16 protein-coding genes and 1 pseudogene are annotated in these 19,944 nt (G+C 62.7%); 9 read left to right on the top strand and 8 right to left on the bottom strand.

Features of this window, described 5'->3' with window-relative positions; genetic code table 11:
* From EN914_RS02920 to EN914_RS02880, 9 genes are all read left to right on the top strand, one after another.
* Nucleotides 1–253, top strand: a 253-nt coding sequence (locus EN914_RS02920; RefSeq protein ID WP_127388995.1) for a hypothetical protein, incomplete at its 5' end; no start/stop codon positions are given.
* Nucleotides 254–612: 359 nt separating this feature from the next.
* Complete coding sequence (gene topA, locus EN914_RS02915; protein ID WP_024503572.1) at nucleotides 613–3,249, top strand: type I DNA topoisomerase; 2,637 nt, start codon at nucleotides 613–615, stop codon at nucleotides 3,247–3,249.
* A 6-nt stretch (nucleotides 3,250–3,255) separates the two neighbouring features.
* Nucleotides 3,256–5,574: a ribonuclease R gene (rnr, locus tag EN914_RS02910; RefSeq protein WP_024503573.1), complete on the top strand. Its 2,319-nt coding sequence runs from the start codon at nucleotides 3,256–3,258 to the stop codon at nucleotides 5,572–5,574.
* 11 nt (nucleotides 5,575–5,585) lie between these two features.
* A complete protein-coding gene (locus tag EN914_RS02905) occupies nucleotides 5,586–6,020 on the top strand; it encodes a DUF983 domain-containing protein (RefSeq protein WP_024503574.1) in 435 nt (144 codons plus the stop codon).
* Nucleotides 6,021–6,106: 86 nt separating this feature from the next.
* On the top strand, nucleotides 6,107–6,847 hold the full coding sequence (locus EN914_RS02900) for an NUDIX domain-containing protein (RefSeq protein WP_024503575.1): 741 nt from the start codon (nucleotides 6,107–6,109) through the stop codon (nucleotides 6,845–6,847).
* Between the two features lie 76 nt (nucleotides 6,848–6,923).
* Entirely contained in the window at nucleotides 6,924–8,102 is a 1,179-nt protein-coding gene (locus tag EN914_RS02895; RefSeq protein WP_024503576.1) for an MFS transporter, read from the top strand.
* Nucleotides 8,103–8,213: 111 nt separating this feature from the next.
* Entirely contained in the window at nucleotides 8,214–8,672 is a 459-nt protein-coding gene (locus tag EN914_RS02890; RefSeq protein WP_024503577.1) for a hypothetical protein, read from the top strand.
* Between the two features lie 153 nt (nucleotides 8,673–8,825).
* Nucleotides 8,826–8,993: a 50S ribosomal protein L33 gene (rpmG, locus tag EN914_RS02885; protein ID WP_006201775.1), complete on the top strand. Its 168-nt coding sequence runs from the start codon at nucleotides 8,826–8,828 to the stop codon at nucleotides 8,991–8,993.
* Between the two features lie 170 nt (nucleotides 8,994–9,163).
* The gene (locus EN914_RS02880; RefSeq protein ID WP_024503578.1) at nucleotides 9,164–9,421 is read left to right on the top strand and encodes a hypothetical protein; all 258 of its coding nucleotides are present in this window, start codon (nucleotides 9,164–9,166) and stop codon (nucleotides 9,419–9,421) included.
* Between the two features lie 681 nt (nucleotides 9,422–10,102).
* Here the strand turns inward: EN914_RS02880 and EN914_RS02870 are convergent.
* The 8 genes and pseudogenes from EN914_RS02870 to EN914_RS02830 all read right to left on the bottom strand — a co-directional run bounded on the left by EN914_RS02870 (nucleotide 10,103) and on the right by EN914_RS02830 (nucleotide 19,889).
* Nucleotides 10,103–11,170 carry an ABC transporter ATP-binding protein gene (locus EN914_RS02870; protein ID WP_024503579.1) on the bottom strand — a complete coding sequence of 356 codons (1,068 nt, stop codon included), beginning with the start codon at nucleotides 11,168–11,170 and terminating at the stop codon, nucleotides 10,103–10,105.
* 4 nt (nucleotides 11,171–11,174) lie between these two features.
* Nucleotides 11,175–12,023, bottom strand: coding sequence for a carbohydrate ABC transporter permease (locus tag EN914_RS02865; protein WP_013531924.1), 849 nt, complete (start codon nucleotides 12,021–12,023; stop codon nucleotides 11,175–11,177).
* A complete protein-coding gene (locus EN914_RS02860; RefSeq protein ID WP_013531925.1) occupies nucleotides 12,023–12,946 on the bottom strand; it encodes a carbohydrate ABC transporter permease in 924 nt (307 codons plus the stop codon). The genes EN914_RS02865 and EN914_RS02860 overlap by 1 nt, the downstream gene beginning before the upstream one ends.
* A 214-nt stretch (nucleotides 12,947–13,160) precedes the next feature.
* Nucleotides 13,161–14,438, bottom strand: coding sequence for a sugar ABC transporter substrate-binding protein (locus tag EN914_RS02855; protein ID WP_013531926.1), 1,278 nt, complete (start codon nucleotides 14,436–14,438; stop codon nucleotides 13,161–13,163).
* A 29-nt stretch (nucleotides 14,439–14,467) separates the two neighbouring features.
* Nucleotides 14,468–15,655, bottom strand: coding sequence for a PLP-dependent transferase (locus EN914_RS02850; RefSeq protein WP_024503580.1), 1,188 nt, complete (start codon nucleotides 15,653–15,655; stop codon nucleotides 14,468–14,470).
* Nucleotides 15,652–16,386, bottom strand: coding sequence for a FadR/GntR family transcriptional regulator (locus EN914_RS02845; RefSeq protein ID WP_127388994.1), 735 nt, complete (start codon nucleotides 16,384–16,386; stop codon nucleotides 15,652–15,654). The genes EN914_RS02850 and EN914_RS02845 overlap by 4 nt, the downstream gene beginning before the upstream one ends.
* A gap of 136 nt (nucleotides 16,387–16,522) precedes the next feature.
* Nucleotides 16,523–17,994, bottom strand: a pseudogene (locus EN914_RS02840) (FAD-dependent monooxygenase).
* Nucleotides 17,995–18,515: 521 nt separating this feature from the next.
* Nucleotides 18,516–19,889 (bottom strand): PleD family two-component system response regulator, encoded by a 1,374-nt coding sequence (locus tag EN914_RS02830; protein WP_024503582.1) that lies wholly within the window; start codon nucleotides 19,887–19,889, stop codon nucleotides 18,516–18,518.
* Nucleotides 19,890–19,944 lie beyond the last annotated feature (55 nt).

Raw genomic sequence — 19,944 nt, 5'->3', positions numbered from 1 at the left:
GCTTTACACCTATGACAAGGACGAGAAGGGCAAGAGCAACTGCTACGACAAATGCGCCACCAACTGGCCGCCGCTGAAAGCCGAAGCCGGCGCCAAGGCGGATGACGAGTGGAGCGTCGTCGACCGCACCGACGGCACCAAGATGTGGGCCTATGACGGCAAGCCGGTCTACACCTTCATAAAGGACAAGAAGCCCGGCGATGTGACCGGCGACGGCGTCGGCGAAGTCTGGCATATCGTCAAGGCCGACTAAGCACGCCAGTCCCGCTGCTGGCTGGACAAGGGCTGGTCGCCGGGCATCTCCATGCCACCCGGCGGCCGGCATCGAACAGCCCGTTATAATGTCGCCCGTCCTGGTTTGGGCAGCATTTCAACGACTCGGCGGAAAAATGAATCGGGTCGTTTCCGCTGACTCAGACCCACCATCTGCCTTTCCCAAATTCTGTGATTTTCTCCATACACTCTAAGAGTGTATTGCTGCGGACCGGCCCGCAATTTGGGCGCTTCCCCTTGACCGGATGCAAAAGCGCGGCCATGTGAGCGACAAATAGAACGAGATTTCGTCGCGCGCAGCGGAATTCTTCTGCCGCACCACAGCTGATATGAGACCTCATGGACGTCGTCGTCGTCGAATCGCCGGCCAAGGCGAAGACAATCAACAAATACCTCGGCAAGAACTACAAGGTTCTGGCCTCGTTCGGCCATATCAGGGACTTGCCGGCCAAGGATGGCTCGGTGCGTCCGGATGAGGATTTCGCCATGTCCTGGGCGGTCGACACCGCCTCTGGCAAGCGCCTCGCCGACATCGCCAAGGCGGTCAAGGACGCCGACGGCCTGATCCTCGCCACCGATCCGGATCGCGAAGGCGAAGCGATTTCCTGGCATGTGCTGGAAGTGCTGAAGCAGAAGCGCGCGCTGAAGGACAAGCCGGTCAGCCGCGTCGTCTTCAACGCCATCACCAAATCGTCGGTGCTGGAAGCGATGGCCAATCCGCGCCAGATCGATGCGCCGCTGGTCGATGCCTATCTCGCCCGCCGGGCGCTGGATTATCTCGTCGGCTTCACGCTGTCGCCGGTGCTGTGGCGCAAACTGCCGGGCGCCCGTTCGGCCGGACGCGTCCAGTCGGTTGCGCTGCGTCTCGTCTGCGACCGCGAATCCGAGATCGAGCGCTTCAGCCGCGAGGAATACTGGCAGATCGCTGCACTGCTGGGCACGCCGCGCAACGAGAATTTCGAAGCGCGGCTGACCGCCTTCGATCGCAAGAAGCTGCAAAAGCTCGACATTTCCAACAAGGCGCAGGCCGACGACATCAAGTCGATGCTCGAAGGCGCAACCTTCAAGGCGGTGTCGGTGGAAGCCAAGCCGACCAAGCGCAATCCCGGCCCACCCTTCACCACCTCGACGCTGCAGCAGGCCGCCTCGTCGGGCCTCGGCTTCTCGGCCAGCCGCACCATGCAGGTGGCGCAACGCCTCTATGAAGGCATGGAGATCGGCGGCGAGACCACCGGTCTGATCACCTATATGCGAACCGACGGCGTACAGATGGCACCCGAGGCGATCGACGCCGCACGCGATGCCATTGCCAAGGAATTCGGTCCAAAATACCTGCCGGAAAAGCCGCGCCAATATACGGCCAAAGCCAAGAACGCCCAGGAAGCGCACGAAGCGATCCGCCCGACGGATTTCATGCGCACCCCGGCATCGGTCAGGCAATATCTCGATTCCGACCAGATGCGGCTCTATGAGCTGATCTGGAAGCGCGCCATCGCCAGCCAGATGCAGCCGGCCGAAATCGAGCGCACCACCGCCGAGATCGAGGCGGTCAATGGATCGCGCACCGCGGAGCTGCGTGCCATCGGTTCGGTCGTTCGGTTCGACGGTTTCATCGCGGCATACACCGACCAGAAGGACGACGATGCGGAAGACGAGGAAAATCGTCGCCTGCCCGAGATCCGTGCCGGCGAGCAGCTTGCCCGCCAGGCGATCAACGCCACCCAGCACACCACCGAGCCGCCGCCGCGTTACTCCGAAGCGTCGCTGATCAAGAAGCTGGAAGAGCTCGGCATCGGCCGGCCTTCTACCTATACGGCGATCCTGAAGACGCTCGAGGACCGCGACTATGTCACCATCGACAAGCGCCGGCTGGTGCCGCAGGCCAAGGGCCGGCTGCTGTCGGCTTTCCTCGAAAGCTTCTTCAAGCGCTATGTCGAGTACGACTTCACCGCGTCCCTCGAGGAAAAGCTCGACGAGATTTCGGACGGCAAGCTCGCCTGGAAGGACGTGCTGCGCGATTTCTGGAAGGATTTTTCCGGCGCCGTCGCCGACATCAAGGAACTGCGCGTCACCGACGTGCTCGATGCGCTCAATGAAGAGCTGGCGCCGCTGGTGTTCCCCGCGCGCGAAGACGGTTCGAATCCACGCATCTGCCCGAAATGCGGCACCGGCAATCTGTCGCTGAAGCTCGGCAAGTTCGGCGCCTTTGTCGGCTGCTCCAACTATCCCGAATGCTCCTACACCCGCCAGCTCGGCGATGCCGCCAACCCCAATGGCGAGAATGGCGGCGGCGAAGACGGCACCAAGGTCATCGGCAAGGACCCCTATACGTCAGAGGAAATCACGCTGCGCAGCGGCCGCTTCGGCCCCTATCTGCAACGCGGCGACGGCAAGGAAGCCAAGCGCTCCAGCCTGCCCAAGGGCTGGACGGCAGAGTCGATCGACCACGAAAAGGCGCTGGCGCTGCTGTCGCTGCCGCGCGATGTCGGCCAGCATCCGGAAACGGCCAAGATGATCTCGGCCGGGCTCGGCCGTTACGGTCCGTTCGTGCTGCATGACGGCACCTATGCCAATCTCGAAAGCATCGAGGACGTGTTCTCGATCGGCCTCAACCGCGCCGTGTCGGTGATCGCCGAGAAGCAGCTGAAGGGCAAGGGTGGCCGCAATGGCGGCACGGCCGCTGCGCTCAAGGAGCTCGGCGACCACCCCGATGGCGGCGGCAAGATCGTCGTGCGCGACGGCAAATACGGGCCTTACGTGAATTTCGGCAAGGTCAATGCTACGCTGCCCAAGGGCAAGGATCCCCAGTCGGTGACGATGGAGGATGCGCTGGCGCTGATTGCCGAGAAGGAAGCCAAGGGCGGCGGCGGCAAAAAGCCGTTCCGCAAGGCGGCCGCGGCCAAAGCTCCGGCAACCAAGAAAGTAGCCGCCAAGAAGCCGGCTGCTAAGAAGCCGGCCGCGAAGAAAAAAGGGTAGGACAGCGTGGCGCGCAAGATCACCGGCAGAACCCACGGCGATCCGCGCACCGCCGACACCAGGGCCAAGGTCAAGGACGACTATCGGCCGTCGCGTGACGAAATCCTGCGCTACATTGCCGAAAATCCCGATCGCGCCGGCAAGCGCGACATCGCCAAGGCGTTCGCGCTGCGCGGCGACGACCGCATCTGGCTGAAGGATATTTTGCGCGACCTGCAGGACGAAGGCGTCCTCACCAAGGAGCGCAAGGGGCTGGCCCGCGTCGGTGCCCTGCCCCATGTCACGGTCCTCGATATTTTCGACCGCGATGCCGATGGCGTGCTCTTGGCGCGCCCAACCGAACACACAGCCAATGGGCCGCCGCCCATCGTTTCCATCCGCCTGTCGCGCAGTGGCAGTGGACCGGCGCCCGGCATTGGCGACCGCGTGCTGGCCAAGACCTTTCCGGCCGACGACACGAACGTCGCCCCGGGCGGCCCCGCCTACACCGGGCGGGTGGTGAAGATTTTCGAAAAACGTACCGATGCCGTGCTCGGTATCTTTCGCATCCTGCAGGACGGCACCTTCCGCATCGAACCGGTGGAACGGCGCCAGCCCGAACTGATCGTCGACAAGGAATTCCAGAACGGCGCCAAGAATGGCGACCTGGTCGAGGTCGAGCCGGCGCGAGCCTCCCGTTTCGGCTTGCCGAGAGCCAAGGTGCTCAACGTGCTGGGCTCTCTAACCAGCGAAAAGGCGGTCTCTATGATCGCCATCCATGCGCACGACATTCCGCATATCTTCCCGGCCGACGTCATCGCAGAATCCGAAGCCGTCAAACCGGCGACGCTTGACCATCGCGAGGATTGGCGCGACCTGCCGCTGGTCACCATCGATCCGGCCGACGCCAAGGACCATGACGACGCCGTCTTCGCCACGCCGGATCTCGACGAGAAGAACCCCGGCGGCGTGGTTGCCACCGTGGCGATCGCCGACGTCGCCGCCTATGTGCGCTATGGCACTGCACTCGACCGCGAAGCGCTGAAGCGCGGCAACTCGGTCTATTTCCCGGATCGTGTCGTGCCGATGCTGCCCGAGCGCATCTCCAACGATCTCTGCTCGCTGCGCGAGGGCCAGGACCGGCCGGCATTGGCGGTGCGCATGATCTTTTCGGCCGAGGGCCGCAAGCTCAGGCACACCTTCCATCGCGTCATGATGAAGTCGGCGGCAAAGCTCGCCTACCAACAGGCTCAGGCGGCGATCGACGGTGCGCCGGACGACAAGACAGGCCCGATCCTCGAAACCGTGCTGAAGCCACTGTGGGACGCCTATGCGATCCTGAAGCGCGGCCGCGATGGCCGCCAGCCGCTCGAACTCGATCTGCCGGAGCGCAAGATCGTACTCAAGCCGGACGGCACCGTCGACCGCGTCATCGTGCCGGAGCGGCTCGATGCCCACAAGCTCATCGAAGAATTCATGATCCAGGCCAATGTCGCCGCGGCCGAGACGCTGGAGGCGAAGAAGCAGGAGCTGGTCTATCGCGTCCACGACGCGCCGTCGCTCGCCAAGCAGGAATCGCTGCGCGAGTTCCTGCAGACATTGGGCCTGTCACTGGCGCGCGGCGCGCAGATGCAGCCAAGCCAGTTCAACGGCATTTTGGAGCGCGTGCGTGGCGCCGACAATGAAGGCCTTGTCAACGAAGTGGTGCTGCGCTCGCAGAGCCAGGCCGAATACTCGCCAAAGAACATCGGCCATTTCGGTCTCAACCTCCGCCGCTACGCCCATTTCACCTCGCCGATCCGCCGCTATGCCGATTTGATCGTGCATCGCGGACTTATTGCCGCACCCGGACTGGGTCCGGGTGGGCTGACGCAGGACGAAGCGGCACGGCTCGAAGATGTCGCGGTGCTGATCTCCGGCACGGAACGCCGCGCAATGGCGGCCGAGCGGGACACGGTCGACCGTCTGATCGCCGCCTATCTCGCCGAACGCGTCGATGACCGCTTCGATGCCCGCATCTCCGGCGTCACCAAATCAGGACTATTTGTCCAATTGCCGCAGTACGGCGCGGATGGTTTCATCCCGGTGTCAACTCTGGGCGGCGATTACTATATATACGATGAAACGGCTCGCTCCCTGTTCGGAGAACGCTCTGGCAAAGGCTACCAACTCGCGGACCGCGTCGAGGTCCGGCTTATCGAGGTGGCGCCGATGGCCGGCGCAATGCGCTTCGAGATGTTGACCGACCCAAAGCCTCTGCCGGGCTCCAAGAGGTCGTTTCACAAGGCCAAGGGCCGCGCCCGCGCGTCGCAATCGCGACCGGGTTCGCGCGGCAGGAGACGATGATGACAACAGCCATGGAAGAACAGGTTTTCGGCGGAGAACATCACTCGGGCCGGGCCGCACGCCCGCTGTGGACGGCGATGAAGCGCGGCCTGCTCGGCCGCTGCCCGCATTGCGGCGAAGGCAAGCTGTTTCGCGCTTTTACCAAGACCGTCGACACATGCGGCGTCTGCGGCGAGGAATTGCATCACCACCGGGCCGACGACCTGCCGGCCTACCTCGTCATCGTCATCGTCGGCCACATCGTGCTGGGCGCCTTCATGGGCGTTGAGGCGACGTCGACTTTGTCCATATGGCAGCACATCGCCATCTGGGTGCCGCTGACCATCCTTTTGTCGGTTGCGCTGCTGCAGCCGGTCAAGGGTGCCGTCATCGGACTGCAATGGGCCTTCTATATGCACGGCTTCGGCGGGGAGCACGACGTGATCGAGCCGCATCCCGGAGCCTAGGCCGCAGCCAAGAATGCTGCCTGGCGCAACATACCGACCGTGAAAGGCCACTTTCGCTTGCCAGAAGTTTCCGCTAGGTCCTGCGCATGGACGGTATGACCAAGGCGGAAGTCGACAGGATCGAGCGGAGCATGACAGCTCATAGCGGCCGGCCAATTCGCCCGCGCGACGCGGCAACCCTCATCCTGCTCGACCGCAAGGACGACGACGTACTGGTTCTGATGGGTCGCCGCCATGCCGGCCACGCCTTCATGCCGGGCAAGTTCGTCTTTCCCGGCGGCCGCACCGATCCGGCCGATAGCCGCATACCGGTCGTCGCCGCCCTGCACCCGAAGCAGGAAGCCAAGCTGATCGCCGGGCCGGGGCGCACAAGCGCCGCACGAGCCCGCGCCATCGCCCTGTCGGCCATCCGAGAGACCTATGAGGAAGCCGGGCTGCTGATCGGCCGCAAGGGTGCTTTCGCAACCCCCAGATCCGACTGGCAAGGCTTTGCCGAACACGGCGTGCAACCCTCTCTCGACATGCTGCGCTTCGTCGCGCGCGCCATCACGCCGCCCAACCGGGTGCGCCGCTTCGACACCCGCTTCTTCAGCGCCTGGCGTGACGACGTCGCGGTCGAACTGCCCGGTGGCGGTCCGACCAACGAACTGGAAGAGCTGGTCTGGCTGCCGCTTGCCAAGGCCAGGGAAGCCGACATACCCGACATCACCCGAATGATCCTGGACGAGCTGGAAAAGCGCCTCGCCCATGATCCACTGTTGCGTCCAGGCGGTCCCGTGCCCTTCTACCGGCTTGTCCGCAGCCGCTTCATCCGCGAACTTCTCTAGAGCAATTCCAAGAAAAGTGTGACGCGGTTTTCCGTCCGAATTGCGTAAGATCAAACAGACAGAGTATTCAGCATCCATGACGGTCGATACCCAACCAAAGGGCGACGAGCGCGTACACTGGCTGCCGATGGTGGCGGCGATCTCGTCGATCAGCGTCGTCGGCATCGCCATCGGCCTCGGCATGCCGCTGCTCAGCGTCATCCTTGAAACACGCGGCCACTCGGCTTCGATGATCGGCCTCAACACCGCCGTCGCCGGCCTCGCCTCGATCGCCGGTGCGCCGCTGGCGACCCCGCTCGCCATGCGCTTCGGCGTTGCCTGGACCATGATCGCCATGATCGCCGCCGGCGCGCTGGCCTTTGTCGGCTTCCATTTCGCACCCGATTTCTGGATGTGGTTTCCACTGCGCATCGTGCTGCACATTGCGCTGACGGTGCTGTTCATCCTGTCTGAATTCTGGATCAGCACCTCGGCGCCGCCGCACCGGCGCGGCCTTGTCCTTGGCATTTACGCCACTGTCCTGTCGCTCGGCTTTGCCGCCGGACCGTGGCTGTTCGCTCATCTCGGCAGTTCCGGCTTCAGGCCGTTCGGCGTCATCATCGCGTTGGTGACGCTGGCGGCCATACCCGTGCTGGCAGCACGCAACGAGAGCCCGTCGATCGCCTCGGATGGCGAAACCAGCAATTTCCTGCGCTACATCTGGCTGGTGCCGTCGGCGACCGCTGCCGTGCTGGTGTTCGGCGCGGTGGAAACCGGCGGCTTTGCGCTGTTCCCGATCTATGGCAGCCGAATCGGCTATTCCGAGGCCGATGCGGCTCTTCTGCTGACCATGATCGGCCTCGGCAATGTGTTGTTGCAGATCCCGATCGGCATGATCAGCGACCGCGTCAGCGATCGCCGCTACCTGCTGATTGCCTGCGCGACGGTCGGTCTTATCGGCACCGTGTTCATGCCCTTCTTCGCCCAGAATTGGCATTTGATGGCCGCGCTTCTGTTCGTCTGGGGCGGCGTCGTCGCTGCCATGTACACGATCGGCCTTGCCCATCTCGGCTCGCAGCTTTCCGGCCATGAACTGGCGTCGGCCAATGCCGCCTTCGTGCTGTGCTACGGCGTCGGCATGGTGCTCGGGCCGCAGGCGATCGGCATCGGCATGGATGCGTTCGGCCCGTCCGGCTTCGGCTGGTCGCTCGGCCTGTTCTTCGCCGCCTATATCGCTTTGGTCGCCGTCAGGTTGGTTCGCAAGATCCTGCTGTAGCGCGACTGCGGCCTGCCATGCATTTGGCACGGCACGGTGACAGGCTGCTGACAGAACCGTGTCAGGAGCACAGGGCTAAAAAGGTGTCCCAAAACACTTGAGGACACTTCCATGATCGACAGCGGCTTTGAAACCACATCGCTACGAATGACACTGCTTCTGCTCGTGACCTTCCAGGCTCCGGCCGCCGACGTCGACCGCATCATGGATGCCGTGGTGGCGATCGCGCCGCTGGCCATGGGCAAATATGACCGCAATGCCTATCAGTCGGCGCACGGCATCGAACGCTACAGGCCGCTTGACGGTGCGGCCGCCGGCGCCGAAACCGAATTGCGGCGGCGCCCCGGCACGGTCGAGGTTTCCTTCGAACTGCCGGACGACCAGGCGCTGGCCGCCCGCGTCGTCGAGGCGATTTTCCAGGCGCACTCCTACCAGGAACCGGTGATCCGCATTCAGCCGATTCTCGCCAGCCGTTCCAAGGGGCTGGACGACCGCGCCAATCCGAATCGCTGGTGGAACACGACCGGAGACTGGAAGAAGGTTGCGGCATCGGCTACGGAAACCGCATGATTTCCGCTCCCGAGCCGGCTCTGGTGGGTCGCACAAGGCCTACCGGGCTTGACTTTCCGGGCGCGTTCTTTATGTGTCGCGCCAAGTTTCCCGCGTCCGGGTGTTTCCCCGTGCTCCAGCGGCCAAAACCCCACGAACAAACGGACTGATATCATGGCCAAAGCCGCAAACATCAAGATCAAGCTTCTGTCGACCGCCGACACCGGTTTCTTCTACGTGACCAGCAAGAACAGCCGCACCAAGACCGACAAGCTGTCGTTCCGCAAGTACGACCCGGTCGCCAAGAAGCACGTCGAGTTCAAGGAAACCAAGATCAAGTAATCCGGGTTTCCCGCCGCAATGCCGAAACGCCGCCCAATGGGCGGCGTTTTTCGTTTGTAACAGTTGATTTCGTTGCATCCGAGCAGAGACTCCAGCCAAAGGATTGACCCTTAGCCATGGTTGCGGCACCCTTGGCCGTGGGTTGGGTGTCACGAATAAGGCGCCTATGGATGTCGAAGAAGTTGAAAGCTGCAATCATTGCAGCCCTTGTCGCTCTGGCTGCTGGCTTTGCCGTCAGCAACGGGCTGATAAGCCAGCAGACGGCCGATGAGATCAAGGCCAGGACTGACCAGGTTCTGACTGAGGAAGAGGCCGCACCGCCTGCACCTCAGCCTGACAGCCCCGCCACGCCTTCCACGGAACCCGCACCGCAGGCTCCGACACCTCCCGCCGCGGCACCCCCGCAAGGATCACAACAGGGTCAATGAAGAAGCCTCGCCAGGATGGGCTCCTCTCGTGCGATCGCGCCATCTGAGTGTATCGTTTTAATACAATCGCCAATTGGTAGACTTGCACCACGGATAGGTAGTTAGTTTCAGCGTCAGGCAAAAAGGGGGGAAATGCCTCGCACTGGGAGAAAACGATGTCCGTACAAAAAGGCGACTTTCGAACCAACAGAGCCGACTACGTGATTGCCGCGATGCATGGCGGAGTGACCGCCGAAGACAGCGTTCGAGACGAGAACCTGGCAAGGAGAAAGAAGTCCCTGTGGCTGAAGGAGCGGCGATCGGCCAAATCGGCTGAAAACCCGTTGGACAGCTCGCCGCTGTCCAAAAGAAGCCCCCGCGGTTAGCGGTCTACAATCGCCTTCCGCGATCACACCATATCCGCACACAACCCACTCGCCCATATTGCAGGTGCCACCGTCGGTGTTGACTAACTCCGACGGTGGCCTAGTTCGCGGCGAAATGACCTCCGTTCTTTTGAGAAGACGGCGGGACTAAGGTCTTGCGCCCTAGACGCAAAGGTCCGAGCGATCCTGTTAGGTTCGGGAAATGTCTCTTGGACGTTCCGCTATTTTATCCAATTGAAATGTAGCGTTACCGTGTTTGTCCCGCCCGATAGCGGCGCCTGATCCGGCTGCCCGCATCCGACCCGGCTGCGTCCCCTCAGCCGATGCGCTCGCCGCTTTTCGCATCGAACAGATGCAGCTGGTCCGGTTCGGCCGCCAACCGCACCACGTCGCCGGACTTGACGCCGGCACGGCCCATGGCAAAGACGCACAGCTGCTGGCTGGCTAGCTTGACGTAGAACTGCGTCGAAAGGCCGAGCGGCTCGACCACACCCACCTCGCCCTTCAACGCACCCTCGTCCGCCAGCTTGATATGCTCGGGCCGCAAACCGACGGTGATGGCGTCACCGTGGGTCAGTGGCAGGCCTTCCGGCAGCCGCAGCGCCTGGCCGTCGGCCAGTACGGCCTCCAACGTAGCGCCCTTACGAACCGTCGCCGGCAGAAAATTCATGCCGGGTGAACCAATGAAACCCGCAACGAACATGTTGGCCGGCCGGTCGTAGAGATCGAGCGGCGCGCCGACCTGCTGGATCAGCCCGTCATGCATGACGACGATCCGGTCGGCCATGGTCATCGCCTCGATCTGGTCGTGCGTGACATAGACCGATGTCGTCTTCAGTTGCTGGTGCAGCGCCTTGATCTCGGCGCGCATATGGACGCGCAGCTTGGCGTCGAGGTTCGACAGCGGCTCGTCGAACAGGAAGACCTTGGGGTCGCGCACGATCGCCCGGCCCATGGCGACGCGCTGGCGCTGGCCGCCGGACAATTGCCGCGGCAGGCGCTGCAGGAAGGTGTCGAGCCCGAGCCGCTTGGCGGCGCCGTCCACCCTGGCGTCGATCGTCGCCTTCTCCGCCTTCTTCAGGAGCAGGCTGAAGCCCATGTTCTTCGACACGTCCATATGCGGATAGAGCGCATAGGACTGGAACACCATTGCGATGTCGCGGTCCTTGGGTGCTACGTCATTGACCAGCCGCTCGCCAATGCGGATCTCGCCGCCGGAAGCCTCCTCCAACCCGGCGATCATGCGCAAAAGCGTGGACTTGCCGCAGCCTGACGGGCCGACCAGGACGACGAACTCGCCATCGGCGATTTCAAGGTCGACCGCGTGCAGGACGCGGACGGCGCCATAGTCCTTGCGGACCTTCTCGAGCGTAACAGAGGCCATCGATCTATCCTTTGACGGCGCCGGCGGTCAGGCCGGTGACGAGATAGCGTTGCAGGAAGGCGAAGAAGATGCAGACCGGGATCAACGCCAGGATCGATGCCGCCATCATCTGTCCCCAATCGACGGCGAACTTGCCGATGAAGGTGAGCAAGCCGACGGCGAAGGTCTTCTGGTCGTCGCTGGAAATCAGCATTAGCGCGAACAGAAGCTCGCTCCAGGCGGCGGTGAAGACGAAACCGAGCGTCGCGCCCATGCCCGGCAGCGTCAGCGGCACGATCACCTTGCGCATCGCCTGTGCACGCGTGCAGCCGTCGATCATCGCCGCTTCCTCCAGATCCTTGGGAATGCCGTCGAAGAAGGACTGCATGAGGAAGGTGGCAAAAGCCGTGTTGAAGGCGGTGTAGATGATGATCAGCCCGGTCAGGCTGTTGATCAGTCCGATCTGACCCATCACGCGGTAGATCGGCGGAATGACCATCACCAGCGGAAAGGTCTGGGTCAAAAGCAACATCAGCGCCAGTGCTGCCTTGCCGCGAAAGGTGAAGCGCGACATGGCATAACCGGCAAGCGTGGCGATGATTGTCACCAGTGCCGCCGTCGATACCGAGACGATGACGCTGTTGAGGAAATAGCGGGGGAAATCGGTGGCCTCGAGCACGGTGACGAAGTTCTGCAGCGTCATGTGCGACGGCCAGAAGGTGATGCCTTCGGAATAAAGCAGCCGCTCCGGCGTGACCGAGATCTTCAGCGTCCAGTAGATCGGGAACAAGGCAAAGAGCACGTAAGCCGCGATTGCCGCGTAGAGGCCGATGCCGCCGAAGAAGCGCTGCGAGGCTGTGCGTCCTGCGATCATCAGACGTGCCTCACCAGGGTGCGGCGGATACCGATCAGCGCAATCGCATAGGCAATGAGCAGGACCAATAGCAGCACGGCCACCGCCGAGGCATAGCCCTTGTCCAGCGATTTGAAGGCGCTGACATAGATGTAGACCGGCACCGTGTTGGTCGAGCCGGCCGGTCCGCCTTCGGTCATGACGAAGATCAGGTCGGCGAAGGTGGCGATCCAGATGGTGCGCAACATCACGGTGATGGCGATGGTCGGCGCCAGAAACGGCAGCGTCACCTTGGTGAAGCGCTGCCAGGGCGAAGCGCCGTCGATCGCCGCCGCCTCATGCAGTTCCGACGGGATCGACTTCAGCGCCGCCAGGAGCGTGATGGCGAAGAACGGAATGCCGAACCAGATATTGGCGACGATCGGCCCCCACATGGCGGTTGACGGATCGGACAGCACATTGGTCGGCTCGGCCTTCAGCCCCAATGCAAACAGCCAGTGCGGCAGCGGGCCGATGATCGGATTGAACAGCCAGGCCCAAGTCAGGCCCGACAGGAAGGACGGCACCGCCCAGGGCAGGAACACCAGGGCTTGTACAGCCTTGCGGCCGCGAAACGGCTTGTCGAGCAGAAGCGCCAGGCCAAGGCCGAGGAAGAACTGGAAAAAAAGGCTGGCGACCGTCCACCACAACGTGTTGACCAGCGCCTGGCCCAGCACCTGATCCGACAGCATCGCCTGATACTGGCCGAGCCCGACATATTCGGACTTGAACGCCGAGAACTTGCGGAAGGAGTAGCTGATGCCGATGACCAGCGGCACCAGAAGCACCACGACCAGCAGGATGATCGCCGGGCTGAGATAGAGCCATGGCTCGATAGCGGCATGGGATAGCCGCTTGCGACGCGGCTTGCCGACGGATCGTATTTCGGACACGGCGTAGGTCATTGGCTCGGGGGCGCTCCTGGAACGGCGTCGGGGCTGATGACAAGCGTCCTTCTCCCCGTTTCACGCGGAGAAGATGCCGGTCCACCCTCCGCAGCTGCTGCGGAAGACGGGCAGGCAGATGAGGGGCAGCGCGAACCTATCGAGGCATAGCGCCGCCCCTCATCCGTCACTTCGTGACACCTTCTCCCCGCAAACGGGGAGAAGGGAAGAAAAACTACTTCTTGTTCTTCGCCAGCCAGTCCTGCTGTTCCTTGGTCAGGAAGGCAGCCCACTGGTCGGCGACGTCCTTGGCCGTCTTCTGGCCAAGCAGCACTTCCTGAAAATTCTTGATCGCCACCTGGTCGACGAAATTGCCGAGGTTCTCCAGATGCGTCGGCGGGGTGACCATTTCATATTTGGAGCTGTCGCTGAGCTCCGTGAACCAGCCCTTGAACTGCTCGGTCTTGAAATGGGGATCCTGGTCGGCACCGTTGTGGATCGGGACGACGCCGACTTCCTTGGCCCATTCCAGATTGTCCTTCGGCGACAAAAGGGTCGCCATCAGCTTCCAGGCGTCGTCCTTGTGCTGCGAGTTGGCGAACATGGCCCAACCGGCATAGCCGAGTGTCGGATAGGATTTGCCGCTCGGCCCGACCGGCAATGGCGCTACCGCGAAATCGTCGGCGCTCATCTTGTCGGCGATGCCGAGCAGCGCGTCCGGATCCTGGTTGAGCATAGCGCAGGTGCCGGAATAGAAGCCGGTGACCGTTTCGTTGAAACCCCAGCTCACCGCATCCTTCGGCGCCAGTCCGTCCTTGTACATGTCGGCCAGCATCTGCAGGCCCTTGACCGAGCCCTCCTCGTTGATCGTCGAAGTGCCGTCCTCGTTGAAGTAACCGCCCTTGCCGGCGGCGATGTTCATGAACATGTGCATGCCATTGAAGGCGCCCGGCCCGCCGCGCAGGCAGTAGCCGTACTTGCCCGGGAGCGCGGAAATCTTCTTGGAATCGGCGACGAAATCTTCAAGCGTCGCCGGCGGGCCATCGAGGCCGGCCTCCTTGAACAGTTTCTTGTTCCAGAACAGCGCGTTCACATAGTAGCCGTAGGGGATCATGAACTGGGTGTTGTTGACGGTCGAGCCGAACTGTTTGGCGCGGTCGCCAAGCGTCTTGGCGTCATCCCATTTGGCCATATACGGGCCGAGATCCTCGAGCTGGGCATTGTTGGCATAGAGGCCCATCCAGCGCTCCGGCATCTCGACCACGTCGGGCGTATCGCCGGCCTGCACCATGGTCAGGAATTTCTCGAACGCCTGCCCCCAGGGCAGCGAGATCAGCTCGACCTTGATGCCTGGATTGGCCGTTTCGAACTCGGCGATCTGCTTCTTCAGGAATTCGGTGCGTGGCGGGCTGGTGATGACTTCGACCATTTTCAGGGTCGAATCGGCCACAGCATTTCCGGCGGAAATCGCCAGTCCCGCAACGGTGGCAAGCATGACGGTCAGTTTTTTCATGTTCAAGACTCCCATTTTGAACCCGCTTGTTATTTTCTGGCTTTTTCGAAGGCTTGGGCGACATCCGCCCACAGGTCTTCGACACTCTCCAATCCGACATTGAAGCGGATGGTTCGGGGGCTGACGCCGAAGCGCGCCATCGAATTCAGGCCCGGCGTCTGCTCCAGCGACGCCTTGGCCGGCACGACCAGGCTTTCATGCCCGCCCCAACTGACGCCGATGCGGAAATATTTCAGCGCGTCGACGAAGACGGGGATGTCGATCTCGTCCGTAACCTCGAAGGAGAACAGCCCGGCATAGCCGGCCAGCGTCGCCTTGCCTGGGTGGTTCGAATAGACGGGATGGTTGACCCGCTCGACAGCGGCATGCGCCTTCAGCCGTTCGGCGATGGTCAGGCCGCTCTTCATGTGGTGCGGCAGGCGCAGCGGCAGCGTGCGCAGGCCGCGCAGCAAAAGCCACGCCTCGAACGGTGACAGCTTGCCGCCGAGATAGGAATAGGTCTGCTCGTTGATGTGCTTGATGTGGGCAGCCGAACCCGCCACGACGCCCGCGACCGTATCGCTGTGGCCGCCAAGGTATTTCGAGGCCGAATGCAGCACCAGGTCGACGCCATGCGTGATCGGCTTCTGGAACACCGGCGTCGCCCAGGAATTGTCGATCGTGGTGACGATGCCCTGTTCCTTGGCCAACCGTGTCAGATGCGCGATGTCCTGCAGCTCGAACATCATCGAGGTCGGGCTTTCCAGATAAAGCAGCTTGGCGCCGGGAAGTGCCGCCGCGACCGCATCCGGGTCGGAGCCGTCGACATAGTCGACCTTGATGTTGAGGCGCGGCAACAGCCGCTCGAACAAACGGTAGGCATCGCCATAGCAATTGCGCACCGCCACGATGCGCTCGCCCGCACCGACGAACGCAAGCACCGTGGCGCTGATCGCCGCCATACCACTGGAAAAGCCGCGCGCGGCTTCTGCGCCCTCGAGCGCTGCCACGCGCGCCTCGAACTCCATCACCGTGGGATTGTCGCCGCGCGAATAGATCGGCTGCCTTCGTTTGCCGGCAAAGGTTTCGGCCATCTCGGCATAGTTGGCGAAGGTGAACAGCGAGGTCTGGTAGATCGGCGGCACCACCGCACCGCCGGGGAACGGTTCGTCATGCGCCAAAAGCGTCGCCGCTTCGGCGAGATAGTCGTAATCGAAACCTGATGGATGCTCGTTCATGTCTGGCTCGAGAGTTTGAGTTTGGCCGCGCCGCGCTTGAGGTCGTCCTCGACGGTGGCGATCAGCTTGAGCGCCTCGGCGCGAGCGCCCTGCGGATCGCGGGCAGCAATGCGTTCGTAGATGGTCCGGTGATAGGGAAAGCTGGCGTGGCCGAAGTCACGCACGCCGAGCGGATGCTCCCAGAAGCGGTGAAACAGCTCATGCATGGCGGCGATGATCTGCTCGAACAGCGGATTGCCCGAGACCCGGTAGATCGCCTGGTGGAACTCCCAATCCTCTTCCGACGACATGCCCTCGCGCGTGCGGAACGCCTGTTCCATGATGTCGAGCTTGCGTGCGATCTCGGCAATATCGGCTTGGCTGGCGCGTTCGGCGCAAAGGGCTGCTGCCTCCGCCTCCAGCGCGCGGCGGATCTCCAGCGTCTGCATCAGGCTGGTGAAAGCATTGCCGCCGGCCAGTGTCAGCGGCATGTGCAGCATATAAGGCTCAACAGCCGCCTTGAGATAGGTGCCGCTGCCTTGCCGGCGTTCGACGAGGCCGAGCCCTTCCCAGCGTGTCAGAGCCTCGCGCACGGTGTTGCGGCTGACCTTCAGCCGCTCGGCGAGAATGCGTTCGGTTGGGAGTCTGTCGCCCAGCTGCAGGGCTTCGGCGCGAACAAATCCCACCAACGCCTTCAACACGGCGTCGTCGCGCGCCGTGATTTGAATGGGTGGCAGGCTGTTCTGGTCCACATTTCCTCCGAGTGGTCCAATGGTCCAACCAATTCTGCACAGTTGAAAACTCCTGTCAACCAACTGTCAGGAGCACTGTCGGAGGAAGCGACGCAATATTCTCAAGGCGGTCGCGCGATCGCTTCGATCGCGTCAGCTAACCTGCGGCAGCAGGCGGCCCGAACCAGGTGGTCAGCGCGTCCACAAGGCCCCGTTGGGCTCCCGCCCCGGCCCAAGCCACATAACCATCGGGCCGGATCAAGACCGCGTCGGGCGCAACGACACTCCCGAGAGCCGGGAGGTCCCAGATACCGGCGTAACCGGCGTCGATCTGCCGGACCCGTTCTGCCCAGGGCGCGATGTCCAGTCTGCCGGGCTCACCGAGGTTGAGCAGCACGGGCCGCGCGTCGTGCAGCAAGGTGAAGACCCGCAACGGTCCGCCGGCGGTGGTCAGATCGAGATCGGGCATTCGCCGCCCAAGCAGCGGGTGCCCCTCGCCGAGGTCGTAGTGGACACACAGGCCGGACATCTCGGCTGCGATCTTTTTGCGGGGTTCATCCATGCCGAGCAACTCGGCAACGGTGTCGGCCAAGGCCTTGCTGCGATCATCCGTGCGGCGAAGCGCGACCTGCGCCATCGTGTTACGCAACACGCGGGCGGCAACCGGATGGCGCTCGGCATGATAGCTGTCGAGAAGGCTTTCCGGCGATATCCCCTTGATGACCTGGGCCAGCTTCCATCCAAGGTTCACCGCATCCTGCACGCCGATGTTGAGGCCCTGTCCACCCATCGGCGGATGGACGTGGGCGGCATCGCCGGCCAGCAGCACGCGTCTGTCGCGATATGCGGCAGCCTGGCGCGTCATGTCGGTGAAGCGGGAGAGCCAGGTCGGGCTGTGGACCCCGATCGGTGCCATAGATGGCAGCCAGCGCCTCGCTGAGCTCGCGTAGCGTCGGTTCGCCGCGCGCCTCCAGGCGGGGCTCCGTCAGCACGACGCCAACCTTCTTGCCGTCCTCGATCTTACCCAGGGCATGAATTCCGGAGGCATTGCTGCGGAAGCCCCATGGCGGTTCTTCCGACATTTCGACCTCGGCAATCATCCAGCTCATCATCGGATCCCATCCGGCGAACTCGATACCGGCCGCCTTGCGAATGGTGCTGCGGCCTCCGTCGCAGCCGACCAGATATGCGGCCCTCAGGCGGTGACCGGTGGACAGTTCGACGTTGACGCCGCTGTCGTCCTGGATAAACCCCGCAACCTCGTGTTCACGATAGATCGGCACCTTCAACTCGCCGACCCAGTCGGCCAGGATGCGCTCGATGTGGTTCTGCCGCAGCGCCAACAGGTAATTGTGCCGGGTTGGGAAATCGCTGATGTCCAGGCGGATCATGTGAAAACCTACGGCACGGGCTCACTTGGCCTTGCGAGAGGAACCGATCGGCAATTCCGCGCTGGTCGAGCACCTCGATGGTGCGAGCATGGAGGCCGCCTGCGCGCAGGCCGGCAAGTTTCTGATCCGGCCGCCTTTCGACAATGGCAACGTCGACGCCTGCTAGCGCCAGTTCGCCCGCCAGCATCAATCCCGTCGGACCACCCCCGGCGATCACCACCGCATGATCTGAAACCATTGTCATCACTCCCGTTTTCCGCACCTTGGTTCGGGTCGGTTTTACGGGAGGAGCCGGGTCTTGCCGCAAGCCCCTTGTGCGCCATATGTATGAAATGGAAAGGAACGGTATTGTTTCCCCTGTTGGTTGCCGCGGAACAAGCGCTCGGGGCAATTTCCCCTAACGATATCCAGATTTTCAGGCGCAAAAACCCAGAGTCTTCCGTGCCTTGGCACGGAGCTCTGATGTTCATTGGAAAGAAGGGGGCCGGTCGGCGTTTGGCAGCGGTACGAGGAGGCCACTATGTGCCAGCGCCGGCCGGCCGACCCCACGGACCCAGGAGATGCGGCGGACCTGAGCATCATGGGGTATTCCCAGGGACCGGAGCCGGCGGTCTATCCTCGTGCCGGCTTCGTCTTGGCCTGCACAGTCGCGCAAGAGCTTATAAAAATCAACAGTTTCTTAACCAAGGCTCGCGAATCGCTTGGATTAAGGTAAACGGGTAACCCTGTCGGGTTGACTGGATAATCGGGGCTGGATCACTACGCCGCCTTGGCGACGACCCGATTGCGGCCGCCGCTTTTGGCTTCGTAGAGCGCGAGATCGGCACGCTTCATCAGCGCCGCCACCGTGTCCACGCCCTTCAGCACCGACGACACGCCGACGCTGACCGTGACTTCGATCGCCTTGCCGTCCTGGCCGATGGCGAAAGCCGCCTGGGCGATTTCGGCGCGAATGCGCTCGGCCACCTTCTCGGCCACCGCGCCCTCGGTATCCGGCATCACCACGACGAACTCCTCGCCGCCAAAGCGGCAGGCAAGGTCGATACCCCTGACATTCTTGCGCAGCCGCCGTGCGAATTCCCGCAGCACCTCGTCGCCGCCATCATGACCGTGCGCGTCGTTGATCGCCTTGAAGCGATCGAGGTCGGTGATCATCACCGACAGCGGCCGGCGCCGTGCCACGGCGCGATCGAACAGCGTCTGCAGATGGCTGTCCAGATAGCGGCGATTGTGCAGCCCGGTCAGACCGTCGGTCACCGCCATTTCGATTGTCTGGGTGACGCTGGCCCGTAGCTGGTCGTTGTAGCGCTTACGGCGCACCTGCGTGCGCAGCCGTGCCGTCAGTTCCTGCTGGTCGATCGGCCGCATGAGATAGTCGTTGATGCCGAGTTCCAGGCCGCGAATGATGCGTTCCTCCTCGCCCTCCTCCGCCAGCAGGATAATCGGCACGAAGCGGGTGCGATCGAGCGAGCGCAACTGCGAACAGAGCCTCAGCGGATCGAAATCGGCGAACGCGGTCGAGATCATCACGCATTCATAGGATGTCTCGGCGGCCTGGAAGAAACCGGCATGCGGATCATGTGTGACATCGAGGTCGGCCCGATCACGCAGCATCTTCTGGATGCGCTCGACGGATGTTTTGCGCTCGTCGATCAAAAGCACTTTCGGCGTCGTGTCCTCGGATGCGAAATTGCGGCTGAGCAACTCCTCAATGCCGATGTTGCGCGTCGTCGAGGCGCGCAGCCGCAACTCGTCGGTCAGCGACTTCAGCCGAACCAGGCTCTTGACGCGCGTCATCAGCTGCAGGTCGTTGACCGGCTTGGTCAGGAAGTCGTCGGCGCCAGCCTCAAGCCCGCGGACGCGGTCGGAAACCTGGTCCAGCGCGGTGATCATCACCACCGGAATGTGCGATGTCGCCGGATCGCTCTTCAGCCGCCGACAGACCTCGAAGCCGTCCATATCAGGCATCATCACATCGAGCAGCACGACATCGACCTTGCCGTTCTCGCAGGTCTCGATCGCATCCGGCCCGTTGGTGGCGGTCAACACTTCGAAATATTCGGCCAGCAGCCGCACTTCCAGCAGCCGCACATTGGCAGGGATATCGTCGACGACGAGGATCCGCGCAGTCATTTCATAACGCTCCGACTCGGCTGAAGGGGCACATCACGCATCGCCCAGATAGGAT

The sequence above is a fragment of the Mesorhizobium sp. M7A.F.Ca.CA.001.08.2.1 genome, assembly GCF_003998455.1.
Classification (GTDB): domain Bacteria; phylum Pseudomonadota; class Alphaproteobacteria; order Rhizobiales; family Rhizobiaceae; genus Mesorhizobium; species Mesorhizobium ciceri.
Note: the sequence above shows the minus strand (reverse complement) of the source record. Positions and strands in the feature narration are given on the sequence as shown.

Bases quoted from the DNA above. Each gene is read 5' to 3' on its own strand.
- EN914_RS02905 (WP_024503574.1), top strand. From the start codon at position 5,586: ATGGAAGAACAGGTTTTCGGCGGAGAACATCACTCGGGCCGGGCCGCA.
- EN914_RS02895 (WP_024503576.1), top strand. From the start codon at position 6,924: ATGACGGTCGATACCCAACCAAAGGGCGACGAGCGCGTACACTGGCTG.
- topA (WP_024503572.1), top strand. From the start codon at position 613: ATGGACGTCGTCGTCGTCGAATCGCCGGCCAAGGCGAAGACAATCAAC.
- EN914_RS02865 (WP_013531924.1), bottom strand. From the start codon at position 12,023: ATGATCGCAGGACGCACAGCCTCGCAGCGCTTCTTCGGCGGCATCGGC.
- EN914_RS02855 (WP_013531926.1), bottom strand. From the start codon at position 14,438: ATGAAAAAACTGACCGTCATGCTTGCCACCGTTGCGGGACTGGCGATT.
- EN914_RS02870 (WP_024503579.1), bottom strand. From the start codon at position 11,170: ATGGCCTCTGTTACGCTCGAGAAGGTCCGCAAGGACTATGGCGCCGTC.
- EN914_RS02900 (WP_024503575.1), top strand. From the start codon at position 6,107: ATGGACGGTATGACCAAGGCGGAAGTCGACAGGATCGAGCGGAGCATG.
- EN914_RS02890 (WP_024503577.1), top strand. From the start codon at position 8,214: ATGATCGACAGCGGCTTTGAAACCACATCGCTACGAATGACACTGCTT.
- EN914_RS02880 (WP_024503578.1), top strand. From the start codon at position 9,164: ATGTCGAAGAAGTTGAAAGCTGCAATCATTGCAGCCCTTGTCGCTCTG.
- EN914_RS02860 (WP_013531925.1), bottom strand. From the start codon at position 12,946: ATGACCTACGCCGTGTCCGAAATACGATCCGTCGGCAAGCCGCGTCGC.
- EN914_RS02830 (WP_024503582.1), bottom strand. From the start codon at position 19,889: ATGACTGCGCGGATCCTCGTCGTCGACGATATCCCTGCCAATGTGCGG.
- EN914_RS02850 (WP_024503580.1), bottom strand. From the start codon at position 15,655: ATGAACGAGCATCCATCAGGTTTCGATTACGACTATCTCGCCGAAGCG.
- rpmG (WP_006201775.1), top strand. From the start codon at position 8,826: ATGGCCAAAGCCGCAAACATCAAGATCAAGCTTCTGTCGACCGCCGAC.